The organism is Burkholderia sp. BCC1988 (genome assembly GCF_905339895.1).
Classification (GTDB): domain Bacteria; phylum Pseudomonadota; class Gammaproteobacteria; order Burkholderiales; family Burkholderiaceae; genus Burkholderia.
On sequence record NZ_CAJPHA010000016.1, the window covers coordinates 64456 to 78934 of the forward strand.

Sequence of the window (14479 nt, forward strand, 5' to 3'; positions counted from 1 at the left end):
CAATCAATTCCGGTTCCTTTCTTATACCTCGTAGAGAGGTGTAGTGCGCCTCGTAGAAAGAGACCAGGAGAGATGTCTGGTACGACTCATAGGGAAGTATGAGCAAGAGAGTATTAAGCAATGCTACGCACAATGGGAGTTCCTCCCTTTAGGTGAAGAAAAAGCACAGCGTTTATTCTTTGCTCAAGTGACGATGGGCATGCGAAAAGATGATGGATGTAAAAAACACAAGAGGTAGATCAGATGACGAAGCTGATAGAGCGACGCAGCGATGCGGAGATTGCAGAGCTGTTGCTCAATGCGGCAACTTACTCCGCGAAAGATCGTTGGGCAGAAGAACATCGCGATGCGGTTGGGACTGTATCGCGGGAGGTGTCACGTATTGCCAAATGCGTGAAAGACGTCATCGACTCGCAACGACCGCTGTTCTCGATCAAGCTCGTGGAAAGCGCCTTGCCGTGGCTTCCGGAAAGCGTTGAGGTGGATTCGAAGGATCTCGGCAGAGCCTTCTTGGATTGCTTGAATATCGAATTGGAAAGCATCTTGCGGGAACATCCGATCGTACGCCAGCATCCATACGTTGACCTATTCTGGAAGAATCTCTATCGCGACGAGCAATCGGACGCAACGCAGGGCGTGTATTCGGTGTTCGATTTGCGTAACCGTGTCGGCAACTTGCCGACCCTGAACGACGACGAGCGAAGGGCAGTCGTTGCGGGATTGAATAACATCGTCACCAGGATACAAGAAGAAGGGCGCGGTGACGCGTTTCGCATGCAACTGAAGCGGTACTGGCGTCCTGCAGCGGAGAACTATCGGTCTGTGATCACCCTCATTCGCGCGATACAGGCCCGGTATCACCACCTGTTAATCATTCGACTGGACCTGAGCTACCTGAAGGCACATAGGGCTTCAATCAGCTACGCAGAAGTCCGTCGTCATCGAATCGCGTTTCGACGTTACGTGAAGCGTTGCAAGCGCCTGAAGCGTGCGTACTTGGGAGATGCCCTCAAACTGGAGTTTGGGGTCGACATGGGGCTGCATTACCACGCGCTGGTGTTCGTCAATGGTGACAAACTGCATGGTGATGTAGACCTTGCGCGAGCTTTGGGCGAGCACTGGAAGATTAACATCACCGCGGGCCGAGGCAACTACTTCAACTGCAACAGTCAATCCTACGGGAAGCTTCGCGGAATTGGCTCGGTGCGGTATTACGACGAGCAAACGCGCCACAACTTGGAGACGCGCGTCGCGGCTTACGTCACGAAACCGGATTTCTACATCCGCTCCGTGAAGGACGACGGGGATCATACGTTCTGGACGAGCCCGCCGCCCAAGGACGAGCCGATGAGACGCGGACGCAAGCGCGGGAAGATCGATGCGCAGGCCGCATTGATAAGCAAGCCGTTACCGTCCAAGCGAAGGTGTAGACCGCGCGTGCCGGAACGTAGAAAGGATTTTGCGATGCAGGCATCGGGAAGCTCTTTCGCTGTATCGGCATAGGGGGCAAATCGTATGCCGAAGGACAACAGAGGTGGCCTCGCTCGTTCGGACTGTATTCTGAGATTTCCAGTGGAACGTCCGAGGCAATTATGCTGTTGATCTAGTCGCCGGCAGCGCCGCGAAGTCCGCTGTACCTCGGTAGAGGGGCAAGACAGCTTATTCCCTCTCGGATGCTCGGTTGTCTGAGGCGATCGCTTCGATTGTTGTCACCACGCTGGACAGCAGGTCTTCGTGGTAGCGCTTCAGATGCCCGTGGATGTTCTCGTTGCGCAGCAAGCGAGCGATGAACCCCTTCGCCACGACGAGCGATAACATGGTGTCGCCGATGGTGTCTTCCACTGCCATACTGTCCTGTTGCAGGCGTTCCATCTCTGCTTCCATGCGCGAAATATCCTCGGGTGAAATTTCCTCCCGCTTTTTTGGCTTGGCCTTGTCCGTCAGGGCATCGGAGCGTGTGGTCACGAGAATCATTTCCGCGTAGGGCTTCGTGAATTTGTTCGCGGCAATCATCATCTCGGCGGCTTCGATCTGACGAAACGGCTTCATCTTGCGTAGCACCCCGAATACGGCGGGGATTACCTGTCGGTCCTTCAGGAGCCGGGCTGCTTCCGGTGCAATACCGTCGAGCAGGTGAGCTTTCTCGCGAACACGTTTTACGTCGATGTCGAGAACTTGGGCAATACGCTCTTCCGAGGCACCCTTGGCAAGCGCTGCACGGATCATGCGATGTTCTTGAACAGATGCAATACGGGTGATTTGCCGGTTGAACGTGAATCCCTCATCGTCGAGCGAAACCATGCAACGGGCCGTTGCTTGTCCGAGCTGCTTCAGGGCTTCGAGTCGCAGGCGACCGTCAAGCAGATCGTAATGGCCTTCCCCTTTCTGTGACGGATGAACGGCCAGTGGCTCGATCACACCCAGTTCACGGATGGAACTGAGGATTGTCCGAAACTTCGGCGTTTCGAGCACCTTCGCTCGGATGGGCACCAGCGGGTGAATATGGTCGAGCGGCACCTCGATCATGGTTGGCTCGAACCCATGTCTGATCGCGCTCATGGCAGCATCTCCGCTGGAATGCGTCGTGCAATGACTTCGGGAATGTCGCTGATCTGTTCGGCGCGCAGTAGGGTGCGGAAGTGTTCGTCGGATAGGAAGTGCCGCATAGCCGACGTAATGAGCAACAGGCGTTCTTCCTGTATACGCGCCTTCTGGATATTGAGTTTCTGTCGCCGCACTTCTGTCTTGTAGATACGCAGTAGTTTCTGCGGCGTGGGCTTGTCATCGCGGCCGGAACGGGGTTTCGCGTAGTACGCTTTCCCGAGTGCCTCGCGCTTGCTAATCAGTTTGCGTACGCGCAGCAGTTGTTCACCCTTGAGCGTGCCCTGTTCGTAGGCTTCCAGCAGCGCTTTCTGGACATCTTCGCTCGATGCGCGTGAGATTTCGACGGCGAGCCAGATCGGTACAATTCGTTTCTCGACAGCACGCACAAGGCGCTGTTCGCCGTTGTTGAGCAGGTGCAGGATGCTACTGATGTAATCGGCGTCGAGATTGATTTTTCGGGCAATCTGCTCTGCGCTGTATCCTTTGGCGCGCAACACTTGGATGCCGCTCAACAGTTCTTCGGTCGTATGCCGACGGCGTGCGATGTTCTCGGTCAATGAAATCAGGAATCGATCAACTTCCGGCGCATCGAAAATACAGCACGGAATCATGGTCTCTCCCAAATGCTTCAGGGCTTCAAGGCGTCCCTGTCCACATAGAACCTCGTACCAGTCGCCCTCCTTGTCTTTCCCGCCAAGCGCCACGCTGATTGGCCGTTTCAACCCGACCACGGCGATGTTCTCCACCAGTTGCGAAAAAAATAGGGGATTGCGTGTGCGCGGATTGAGTACGCGCAGCCGGTCAGCCGGAATTAGCAGTATCTTCTCCGACGACGAAGGCGGCCCAGGCTTAGAATCTTGGTTGCCATTCATGACTGCCTCCACGTAGCGGCACTCGGCGGCCGAGATAGACGAGCATCGATAGGTCGTCGTAGCGGTAAGCGTCGAAGCCCTGTTCGTTGTAGTCGCCGAGGCGCAGCTGTTCTGACCAGACGTCGATGGCTGGAAGCAGGTAGTAGTCCCGGATCGACTGCGCGTCGGGGGCCATACGTACGGCGATCGTGATGTCGGGCTTCAGCGCGGTATCGAACCGTACAAGCCAGCGATTGGTGCCAGCATTGGTCGTGCGACATCGGCACAGGGCGAGCGAAACTGTGAATTCCCCGTTGACCCGCAGCAGATCGGTTGTCGAGTTCCGATCTATTCGTGCTCCAGCGGCTGTCATGGCGTTCATTGCATCCGAAACGATGTTTGGATGCAGTTCGCGCAGACGGCGGTTAATTTCGAGGTAACGGTAGTCCCGATCCGGGGTATAGCCGATTAAGGTATATGTACGGATCAGGCTGCCGAAACGACCGGCGAACGCGCTGCTCGAAGGGCAGTCCGTTGTCTCGTCGATCACAATGCCAGATAAGTAGCCGTGTCGCAGCAGTACCCGGCGTAACGCAGCCAGCATTTCTTCGTCAGTGAGCCGGTAAGAGCGTGCGAGGATGATCTGGCGCGCAGCATTGAAGATCAGCCGGTCGACAATGGGATCGAATGCGTCTGCTGCTCGTGCCCAGGCTGCCGGTGGATTTCTGACCCGTTCTTCCTTGAGCTTGAAGGACGTGCGATTCCAGACATTGTCACCGACGTATTTGTCGTTGATCAGGATCTGGTGAACCGTGCCACGTGTCCAAGCGGTTCCGCGATCCGTGAGTTTGCCCTCGCGATTGAGCAAGGCCGCTATTTCCGATTCGGTCAGTCCATCTTCCACGAATGCTTTGTATATCCAGCGCACAGTATCAATTTCTTCGACCGGGCCGGGTACTAGGATCACGCGGTCGGTCTGGATTGACTTGTGCTCGCCCGGTTTCAGTTCAGCCTTCCGAGCACCGGTATGGTCGATCAGCATGCGGCGCAGACCATAGCCGGCCGGACCACCTTGCCTCACGCCAAGCTGAATAAGACGCATTTGGCCGGCGTGTACCTTAACGCTCAGTTCGCGGCTGTACTCGCCGGCCATCGTGCGCTTCACATTCTTGATGATGCTGGATACGGCGCTGCCGTCATTCTCGAACTGCTCTGCGCAGTACAACACACGGACGCCGGCCTGCTTGCAGCGAATTTCATAGCTCGCGCTCTCATCAGGATCCTGGAATCGGCCCCATCGGCTCACGTCGTACACAAGGACGACGGAATAGTCTGCCTGCCCTGATTCCACATCACGCAGTAATGCTTTCAACTGATCACGGCCTTCGAGTCGCAGCCCACTTTTCCCTTCATCGGCGTAAATTTTGACGATTTCAAGATTTCGTGCCGCAGCGAACGCGAAGATCACCTCCCGCTGGTTTTCAGTCGAATACTGCTGGTGTTCAGTCGACATGCGCACATAGGCCGCGGCACGTTCCGTACCGTCGCTGTTTTCCGCTCGATTTTTTCGTACCCGCCGAATCACCGTATTCCCCACCGAAATGGAAGTCGCAGCCTTTTAATTTCTGCTATTTCGTCGTAGTCACATTGCGATCACAGCCAATATACTTTCGGAGGTCGGAAATATGTTGCGGGAAACACGCAAGAAGTTGCCGATCGACTCAGGTCGAGGACTCACTGCCCGTGAATATGCAGTCGCGGTCGAGGTAGCGCTGAAACGCGAGATCGGAACATCTCGGCACGCGGTCAAGACGCTCGCTCGTATGACACATGCGAGCGAACGCACGGTTCAAAACTGGCTATCGGGTGTGCGTGGACCGAATGGCGTGCATCTGATTCTGCTGGCGCAAAATTTTGCGTCGATCCGTTCGACCATCATGTTTCTCGCAGGTCAAGGGATGCAGCAAGCTGCTGATCTGGAAGCCGTGATTCAGTTACTGCTTGATGCGATTGCAATGTTGAACGGCCAAACGGGATAGGTACCCGAATATGCACTGCGCGATGCGCACACCTTCGATCTGCCTGTAGGGCCCGCGTAGCGCTTTAAGCGAGTGTACGCACCCGTTGTGCTGGACTATCGTAGCGCAATGGCTTACACGGTACGTTGGCGAGCTTCATGGAGAGACGGTGTAGATCCGGCGGCGCATCTTGTTCTTCTTTCCAGGCGCGTGCCAGAAATGCGAATTCGTTGAGCGTCCCGACTACGCTCCGATTGGCAGTCTTCGCGATCTCGCATTCACGCATGTGCTGCATCTCGGCATCGATTTTCGCGGCGTCCCATCCATGCGCCTGCAACACGATCGCCAGTGCTCTCGGAAGACGAGCAGGCAGGGTTGCCGCCGGCGCGAGCGGCATGAGTACCGGTAAGAGCGTGAGTTCATTGACGCAAAGGACCACTTGAGGGCGCCAGAACAGCACCGTGGCGTACCAATGGCCCAATGTGGACGCCGGTGTGCTCTCCGGGACGGAGGTCGGCTGGTGACCCAGGCGATCGAGTAGCTTACGGGTACAGTGAAGGTGAAACATTGTGTCGAGACGTCGAGTTGCTGTGGCGTCAGCGTTCTTCTGGCCACCAGGACTTTGGGGCTTCTCGGATGAGATAGTCGTCGAGGTTCTTGCCGACGAGCCACTTGGGACGCGGGCCTTTGCCGGACCACGACTGCCCCGTATCCGGATCGTAGTACTTGGCTGGTGCCTTCTTTCGTTTGGCCTTGACGGAGCCGGCGGCGCGCAGCAGTTCGATCTCTGTGATGCCGTACTCCTTGACATGGTCGGCGATCTGTTTGAGTTTCGCTTGCTTTTCCTGCTGCTTCGTTTCTTCAACGAGCAGGTTCAACTGACCGAGTTGCTTCTGCCATTCGCGAATGGTAGGGCTGTTCATGTGATGTTGTATTGTCCGAAGAAGCGTCCGTTGGGGTCAGGCTGGGCGGTCGAGCTCGCGTGATGCACTTTCACGTTATTCGAAGCTCGACAAAGCCGCCGAAGCTCAGGTCGGCCTTGAATAGATAGTTGAGCGTGCCTCTGGCTTCGAGATTGTCCAATGAGTTTGAATGGAGTGACACTCTTGCCCGCTCGGGACGCATCGAGTCCCAGAGTATCGATAACGCAGAGCTGTGTTCGCGGGCATTGTTTCACGGGCACCTCACTTGTCACGATCGTAGTTGCCCAAGTTTCAGAGACATCGCGCAGAGAAGTTACTATCCTTGGATCTTCCATTCATCTGCTCCTACAAACGTGAGGCTATGAAAGGTGGGTGTCGTGGTGGGAGTTCGTGAAGCTCGCCGCTGCCGAGGTATCAAGCGCGAAATAAACGCTTAACCGGCGAGGCCACGTGCAGCGGGGCATCCCGTAGAGCTATTGGAATTAACGCAGTAGCCTCTCGTCAGTCCTGGCGCCCGGAACCAACTTGTACAGGAAGATCCAGCCGAGGGCGAATTACGGCCAATCGATTGGCGTAGCGTGTTAGGACCTTATCGTACAAATCTCGGTTTTTGGGACTTTGTATCGTCACAACAAGTGCGTATGACAGATGCGGCGCGTCATTCGGACTGCCGGGATCACCTGGACGGCGTGCTAGATAATGAATATCGAAAACTGGCTCATGTAATGAGCTAGCGCGCTTTTTGGCACGATTGTGTAGCACCGTATCCCATTTATGCGCGTCAATGCGAAGGTCCTGTTCTCGGCTACGATCGTGGCGTTTAAAAAAGCTGCTTGGCGTAGGATAGAGAGGGTCTTTATCGAATTTTTGGGAGTGCGGCCGGAAGGTTACCTCCAACCCTGCTCGGGTGTAGTCGCCGGGTGTGTGAGGATCGGTAGTGCAGGTGTAACAAAACGTCGCTGTTACGATAACGTCACCAGCCAATTGTTCCTTGGGAAGTGGGATTTGAGCGCGCAGTACTTTTCCCGGCTTGAGCTTTCCTTGGTACAGCACGCGGACCGAGCCATTAGTGCACACCGCGATGTCAGATATTTCGGTCGGCACGGCTCCCCAACCGACTTCGTCTCGATTGTGTTCTGCCGGCGACGAACAATGGAGTAGCAATGCTCGAATTGCTAGTGGGGATAGCGCGCTGCCGAAGTAGGCTCGAAGCCCTGCGGCGATACGCATTACTGCCGGTGTCGCATAGCTGGTTCCCCAGTCCTCTGCGATGATTGGGCCGGGAAACACGAACCGAAAGGGGTTGGTTGATATGCCACCAAAGTGCACCACGTCCGGCTTTACGGTTCCGGGGTGTCGACCAGGGCCAATCGAGCTGTATGGCGCGCGCCTCCAGAGTGGACCAGTCGAATCGGTGGCGCCGACAGCCACTGCATTTACGCTGTCGCTGGGGACCATAATGCGACATTGAGGCCACGGACGATCTCCGTCGTTTCCAACTGCGACGGTTGCGAGCAGCTCAGAGCTTCCCAAGTGATCGTCAAGCATCGACGTCCATGCCGTTACCAGATCATCACCGGCGACCTCATAAGGACCGAAGCTGAATGTAGCGAACGAATAGTTGCTTTGGGAGAGAATACGGTCAACGTAAAGCATTACGTTGTACAGAGACCGATCGTTGGTCTTAGTGCCGAGCACGCGATAGTGGTCGACGGAGCAATATGGCCGAGGCTGATACCCGGCTTCAACATGACCGAATAACACAGCTGACGTTACAGCAGTGCCATGATTTTGGAGATCGGGAATTGGGGCGCCGATTTTGTCAGAATCGCTTGGCTCTATACCTTGCGCCCATGCGCCGAAGGGATGATCGTCTTTCAGTCCGCCGTCGAACACTGCGACTGTACAGTCTGGGTCGATTGCTCCTTCGGCTGGCAAAAAGACATGCGGCGGCACGGAAGCCGAGCGCACAACGGCTGGTTGCTCCAAAATTCGCAGTTTCGGCATGGGACGGATTGCCCGTACAAAAGCGAATCGAGCGAGCCGCTCTGCCGCGGCAGCTGTTCCGGACCCCGGTAGAAAGAGGAGGCCACGTGTCTGATAGTTGCTTTCTTGATCGAGTTCGACGCCAGCCTCTTTTGCGAATTCAAGGAAATCAGCCTCCCATTCAAAATCGACGTACGTGTCGAAATGGACCACCACTTCTAGTGGTTGAGGTTCCTTAGAGGCGATCTTTCCCATGATGCGATCAGACGGGCTCATTATGGCAACGCGCTCAAGCTTTAGAAGGTCTGAGAACGCGCTGTCTTGGCTGTTGATGTGAGTAGCATCCTCGGCCAACTTCTTGAACGCTGTTCGCTTGCCGGCAACGAAAATTGCTGTCGACGCTGCGCCCGCTTCGTTATCGTTACCCCTTCCCGCCCGTGGGCGTACCTTCACCGGCTTGCTGCCTATGAGTCGAAGATCGAACTGGCGGAGTAGCTTGTCCGGAAAGGCGCTACGCGACAAGTACTGAGGGTGCAGTGTCATCAACGAAACTGCCTGGTCTCCGGGACACGCGGCTATAGGAAGGCTCGCCATCTCGGCCGCTTGCTTCGTCAGTAACGGTAACAAATACGAGCGCTGCTCATCCCAAGAATACGGCGGTACCGCTCGGCTGTCGCGGTTTTGATATGGGACGGGAACCGACAGGTTCTCGCCGCGCCCCAAAATGAAGTTGACCTTTTCACTCACTTGTTGTTTTCCTCACTAAGGGCAATTCGCAACGTTTCTCTCGCAATTCCCGTTACGCGACTTGACGCGCGTTGCGCGAGACCGGCGTCTTTCACCAATGAAACAGCGAGTTCTTTGCGGTCGCTTTTTTCAAGATTTCTAGACCGCTCGCTTACCACTTCAGTTAAGAGCCTTTCCCCGGCTTCTAATCCGCCGATTACGATCGTTCTACGCAGCCGATCGGCCTCTCGTGCGAAATCACTTTGTGATGTGCCGGCCATTAAGATGGCTAGGACTAGTCGCCAACTTTTCGGCAGCGGATCGCTTTTCATTGTCATAGCGGTGCCGAGTCGTTTGAGCTCGTCGCAGCTAGGGCGGGGGAAATCGATTACGGTTTCAAAGCGCCGCCATACGGCTGGATCAAGTAGCTGGCCATGGTTGGTAGCTGAAATCAGTAGGTTTTCCGAAGGCCACAGGTCCATCTCTTGAAGAATCACAGTCACGAGGCGTTTCAACTCGCCTATGTCAGCGTCGTCGTCACGGCGCTTCGCAACGGCGTCGAGCTCATCGAGCAATAAGACGCATGGCTGGCGCCGAGCGAATTCAAATGCTTGTTTTAGGTTGTTACCAGTTTTTCCGAGAAAGCTGCTTACGACCGTAGCGAGATCAAGAACGAGCAGCGGTAGCCGCAACTCAATGGCGACTCGTCTTGCGGCCATCGTCTTGCCGACCCCTGGCGGACCTGTAAACAGCACAGTGCGCGTCGGTTCCAATCCTGCTTTCCGCAGTTTGGCGACAGCCTTTCGTTCATCCAATATGCGCTTTAGCTGAACATCGACTCCGTCAGCACACACAAGAGCATGGGGAAGCGTCGGCGGGTCTTCGACGCGAAGGAGATCGAGACGGCTGTCGAGGTCGACAGGCACGGCATGTCCGACGCCCGACGCTGCTCTTCGCACTGCCCTTGTTGGCGCCCCGCCCGCTTCGGGTTTGACGATGACCTGTGACAGTACGTCTGCCAAGGGGTCGTGTGCCGCTCTCAGCGAGCGTATCAATCGCATGAGTTGGATTCGAACTCTCTCGGCATCACCGGCTGCTCCGTATCTTGCTATCTGGACTAGTTCGTTGATGGTGTTGCTCATTTTAGGCCATGCCGAATGTAAGTGTATGAAAAGTAGCCAAAATATTCAAACATGAGATGGTCTAGTGAGGGAATTATCTCACCCAGAGGAGGCGGGTGCAACGAAAACCTGTTTATACGAACAGTATCGGCGCCGCCAGAAGAAACGTCGCGCGATGGCTTGCTGCTGCGACGTCGTAGTGCCAGATAGCGTGCAGGGGTAGGCAAAACGATGGAGCGATCCACTGGAGCTTCTTGGAGATGGGTAGGGAGTTTGCTGAGTCGAGCGCAGGCGATCCACGGAACGTTGCTCATTGCAAGCGGTTGTAGCAGCGGCAATGGGCCTCCGAGGAAGTCAATGCGACAATGAAGCGCGGAGTGTCTGAAGCGCGGAGTGTCGTGCGCGTCCGGATACCGTGCAAGACGAATGGAACGAGATCAGTGATCGATGACGCACGGTAACCGGCGGACGAAGCATAAGGTACGACTGCAATGAAAGACCGGCCCACGCGAAGTCAGGGAACAAGGGTGCTGGGCCACTGATGCTATCGACTGCGCTGATCCGGTTCAGGCCGCCAGACTGGCTGACTACGTGGCTTCCTACCTCGCGAAGGATGACGGCCAGATGATTCGAGGGAAGCCGACTCCGAAGGCGTGGACGTTGACGAGGGGCGGTAGTCCGTGCGCCTGCGTGGTTGGTTGAGGATAGGTTAGCGCCCCATCTTACGCGCTGCGTGGTATTGTGTATCGGTGGGCACGAAAACAAAGCCAATTGCACCGGTTCCGAGAAGTAGAGCTTTGTGCTCTTGGGCTATAGATGTCGTGAACTTGAAAATAATCTCAACATGCTAAAAGATAAGCTCATTCGGTGGTTCTCTCGTTCCACGATAGATCGAGCTACAAACGTAACTGCGGGACTACCATTTGCGTTGGCAACAGACATTGGGGCGTCCAGAGAGGAAAACCAAGATCGGGTTGGGGCTATTCGGGTTTATCCGCACTCTCGATCTATCGATCCATTTGTCGTGATCGCCGTTGCTGATGGAATGGGGGGCATGCGGGACGGGGCCGCCTGTGCAGCACGGACGCTGGCCGTATTTTTTGCGAATATGGCTAGTAGTGAAATCGCTGATCCGATGCGGCGAATTGAGCTCGCTGCCCAGGAAGCAAACGCGGCCGTATTTGATCTTTATAATGGAAACGGTGGCGCGACTCTATCCGCTATTTGCGTGGGGCTGGCCGGTAAATCGGTGCTAGTAAATGTAGGTGATAGTCGGATATACGGCGGGGGGGAGAGGAATGCGCCTCCGGTAAACCGGCTAACCGTCGACGATTCATTGGCCGAAGCTGTTGGTGGTCATGGGCGGGAACTATTGCAGTTCGTCGGTATGGGTGAAGGTCTGAAGGCGCATGTTTCGGTGATTAGTTCGGATACTCAACGGGTACTGATTACATCGGACGGAGTGCATTTCATTAATCACGATGCCCTTTGCGATATTTTTTGGAAAGCCCCAGATATTTATCGAGCCGCCGAGCGGTTGACCGCAATGGCGCGATGGTGCGGCAGTCCCGATAATGCGTCATTGGCCGCCGTGGATATGAGGCGACTACGTGACGATTTCGGAAGCGCGACGGACGCGAGTGTTAGTATTTGGGATCCTTTCAGCTCTGCGGAATTTTTAGTTCTCGCGACCACCGTACCGCCTGAGCAGCCGAAGCGAAGCATGGACGTTGGTCTCAATCAAACGCGGACGGCTGAAAGCGGGACAGGGGATCAAACTGAGAATGACCCGGTGGCAAAAAAGCCAAGAAAACGCAGGACAAGAAAGGAGGCAGTCCCGGAAAAGAAAAGTGCAAACGGGCCACAGCTTGTAATTCAGATTGATGACGATAAAGATTCAACGGCTTCGGAGAAAAGCAGTGAAGCTTCCAAGTAGATACGAGTTGTCCGGGGGGAGTGGCGGTGGGGGTATGGGTGATATTTACTACTGCTCGGATAAGCATCTGCAGCGCGATGTGGTGCTCAAGTTGCTCAAGGATGGCGAGGACGAGCGAAGGCTGCTTGACGAGCAGAAGGCACTAATTCAATTGCGATCGAAGCACGTTGTTCAGCTTTTTGATGTAATCTCCATTAACGATGGCCAGGATAAGACCGCATTGGTTTTGGAATACATCAATGGGAGCAATTTGGAGATTGGAGGGTATGTTCCAAGTGACGCGTACCTGAAGATCCTCTGGCAGATCGCGTGTGGACTTGCGGACATTCATGCGGCGGATGTAATCCATCGCGATATTAAGCCCAGCAATATCCGCGTGGATGGCAGTGGTGTCGTAAAAATTCTGGATTTTGGACTGGCAAGGCGCGAAGGTGCCGACGCCAAGACCAGAAGTATCATCGGTACGATTGGGTATATGGCACCCGAGTTGTGGGGCGGTGCGACAATCAGTTTTGATGCTTCGATTGATGTGTATGCGTTTGGTGTAACGGCGCTCGCGCTACTGAACGCCACACCTCCGAAGGAGATCTTCGAACGGCCACCGGAACCAGTAGCTGCTGGCGCGCTTTCGAGTCTTAGGGGAAGTCTCCCGGACGATTTGGTCTCGATATTGGAGCGGTGTCTGAGCTACAAGCCAGCTGATCGACCGCGAATGCGAGAGATTGAAGAGGCGCTGCGTCAGCATTTGTTGAGGGACAAGCATCGTGCGCTCGTTGTGATGAGTGGAAAGGCTCATGAGCTCAATGCTGCGTCGCGAAAGATGACGTTGACCTACGGAACTATTGGGTCCGTCGAAATCGGATATGACGGTTTCCGCTTTTCCGTCCTTGCGTTTTCCGGTGTTGTTTCGATCAACAATAAACCTGTGTCAGTCGGAACGGTGCTACCGGATTGCTGCGTCATTACGTTTGGCGCTGCCGCCTCCGCGAGGACGTTTGTAACTTTCGATGTGTCGAATCCAGAGGTGATGTCGTGATCAGTCCGGGGACAGTTATTGGCGGCCGCTACACCGTCATCGAACACGTTGGGCGTGGCGGGATGCAGGATGTGTATCGGGCGCGTGATGGCCTGCTAAATGTAGATGTCGCGTTGAAAACGCCTCAAGCAGGCCAGCCCACGAAGCGGTTTGCTGATAGTGCGGTTATTGCTGCACGAGTGAATCACCATGACGTGGCGAAGACGCTTGATTACTTCGTAGACGGCGTCGCGTATCTGGTCGAAGAGTTTGTTGAGGGTGAGTCTCTGGAGCAAAAGCTCGAACGTTTCGGCGTCCTTGATCCGCACTTGGGGGCACGGGTGCTCCATCATCTCGCGAAAGGCGTTGCCGCGTCACATCGCGTTGGTGTGATCCATCGCGATTTGAAGCCGAGCAATATCATGGCGTCTGCTGGTGTCAATCTTCACAACCTGAAGATTACCGACTTCGGCATCGCCACGCTAACGGCGGAAGTGTTTGATGAAGCCGCAAAGGCTGGCGACTTGACGCGTTCGACGTCTGGCACGGTAAGAGGGGCATTACCGTTTATGGCCCCAGAGATGATGTTTCGTAAGCCTGGCGAATATCCAGGTCCGGAAATCGACATTTGGTCCGTTGGTGCAATGATGTTTAAACTGCTGACCGGCGAGTTTCCGTTTGGCGTTTATCTCGAAGCGGCTGTCAATGTCAAGAATCGTGACCGGAAGCCCTGGCCTGCGTTCATGACTTCAAACGCTCAATTTGCTCCGTTGGCGCGAGAACTGCAATCGATTATTGACAGTTGCTTGTTGTATGATCCTGCAGTTCGCCCAACGGCGGAGGACCTTGTCCGGCAATGTCAAGATCTTTGTTATTTGGCGATCGATCGAGAAGTAGGGAAGATTGAGAAATTTATACAGAATGGATATAGCGGCTTTATCGATGGCGGCAAAAATCCAGTCTTTTTCAGCACGGAGAGCGTTTACGGCGAAATTCAGCCTGATATGAAAGGGAATAGAACAGTGTGTTACGCAAGTTTCCCTGGATCTCCACGTCAACGAGCGCATCCAGTGATTGTACTGAAATCGTGATTTCGATAGGTAACTGAGATCCGGCGCGATGCCAATACGTGCGGCAGACGGCGGTATGCGGGTTATGGTCGGCATGCTCCGCCTTGCTGCTGAGAGAACAAGAAGCGAGCGCTATGGTCACGTCGCGAGGGGCACCCGGAACCGATTGTGGATGCGCATTTGAAGGCTCACTGATAGGTGACTTGCCGAATTTTTCAATTGATGCGTG

General features: G+C 55.0%; 12 protein-coding genes. 5 read left to right on the forward strand and 7 right to left on the reverse strand.

All coding sequences use genetic code 11. The annotated features are described in order from the left end of the window. Nucleotides 1-243: 243 nt before the first annotated feature. On the forward strand, nt 244-1503 hold the full coding sequence (locus U4012_RS22700) for an inovirus-type Gp2 protein (protein WP_321801652.1): 1260 nt from the start codon (nt 244-246) through the stop codon (nt 1501-1503). A 156-nt stretch (nt 1504-1659) separates the two neighbouring features. Here the strand turns inward: U4012_RS22700 and U4012_RS22705 are convergent, their stop codons facing one another. From U4012_RS22705 to U4012_RS22715, 3 genes are read right to left on the reverse strand one after another with little or no spacing between them, the layout of a single operon-like run. Beyond that, the gene (locus U4012_RS22705) at nt 1660-2559 is read right to left on the reverse strand and encodes a ParB/RepB/Spo0J family partition protein (protein ID WP_264253316.1); all 900 of its coding nucleotides are present in this window, start codon (nt 2557-2559) and stop codon (nt 1660-1662) included. Beyond that, nucleotides 2556-3476: a ParB/RepB/Spo0J family partition protein gene (locus U4012_RS22710; RefSeq protein WP_264253315.1), complete on the reverse strand. Its 921-nt coding sequence runs from the start codon at nt 3474-3476 to the stop codon at nt 2556-2558. The genes U4012_RS22705 and U4012_RS22710 overlap by 4 nt, the downstream gene beginning before the upstream one ends. Continuing rightward, a complete protein-coding gene (locus U4012_RS22715) occupies nt 3454-5040 on the reverse strand; it encodes a recombinase family protein (protein WP_321801839.1) in 1587 nt (528 codons plus the stop codon). Before U4012_RS22715 ends, U4012_RS22710 begins: the two co-directional genes overlap by 23 nt. 100 nt (nt 5041-5140) lie before the next feature. Here U4012_RS22715 and U4012_RS22720 point away from each other — a divergent pair, with 100 nt between their 5' ends. After that, nucleotides 5141-5494 carry a hypothetical protein gene (locus tag U4012_RS22720; RefSeq protein ID WP_301771685.1) on the forward strand — a complete coding sequence of 118 codons (354 nt, stop codon included), beginning with the start codon at nt 5141-5143 and terminating at the stop codon, nt 5492-5494. Nucleotides 5495-5558: 64 nt separating this feature from the next. Here U4012_RS22720 and U4012_RS22725 read toward each other — a convergent pair whose 3' ends face one another. The 4 genes from U4012_RS22725 to U4012_RS22740 form a co-directional block, all read right to left on the reverse strand. Beyond that, a complete protein-coding gene (locus U4012_RS22725) occupies nt 5559-6041 on the reverse strand; it encodes a DUF6933 domain-containing protein (protein WP_415750395.1) in 483 nt (160 codons plus the stop codon). A 28-nt stretch (nt 6042-6069) separates the two neighbouring features. Beyond that, complete coding sequence (locus tag U4012_RS22730) at nt 6070-6396, reverse strand: H-NS histone family protein (protein WP_321801659.1); 327 nt, start codon at nt 6394-6396, stop codon at nt 6070-6072. 501 nt (nt 6397-6897) lie between these two features. Further along, entirely contained in the window at nt 6898-9129 is a 2232-nt protein-coding gene (locus U4012_RS22735) for a S8 family peptidase (protein WP_321801661.1), read from the reverse strand. Beyond that, the gene (locus tag U4012_RS22740) at nt 9126-10034 is read right to left on the reverse strand and encodes an ATP-binding protein (protein ID WP_321801663.1); all 909 of its coding nucleotides are present in this window, start codon (nt 10032-10034) and stop codon (nt 9126-9128) included. The genes U4012_RS22735 and U4012_RS22740 overlap by 4 nt, the downstream gene beginning before the upstream one ends. Before the next feature lie 1123 nt (nt 10035-11157). Here U4012_RS22740 and U4012_RS22745 point away from each other — a divergent pair. Genes U4012_RS22745 through U4012_RS22755 form a run of 3 tightly spaced genes read left to right on the forward strand, consistent with a single transcriptional unit; the run spans nt 11158 to nt 14271 of the window. Continuing rightward, a complete protein-coding gene (locus U4012_RS22745; protein ID WP_321801665.1) occupies nt 11158-12165 on the forward strand; it encodes a PP2C family protein-serine/threonine phosphatase in 1008 nt (335 codons plus the stop codon). A 34-nt stretch (nt 12166-12199) separates the two neighbouring features. Beyond that, nucleotides 12200-13201 (forward strand): serine/threonine-protein kinase, encoded by a 1002-nt coding sequence (locus U4012_RS22750; RefSeq protein WP_321801666.1) that lies wholly within the window; start codon nt 12200-12202, stop codon nt 13199-13201. Continuing rightward, the gene (locus U4012_RS22755; protein ID WP_321801667.1) at nt 13198-14271 is read left to right on the forward strand and encodes a serine/threonine-protein kinase; all 1074 of its coding nucleotides are present in this window, start codon (nt 13198-13200) and stop codon (nt 14269-14271) included. The genes U4012_RS22750 and U4012_RS22755 overlap by 4 nt, the downstream gene beginning before the upstream one ends. The last annotated feature ends 208 nt before the right edge of the window (nt 14272-14479 follow it).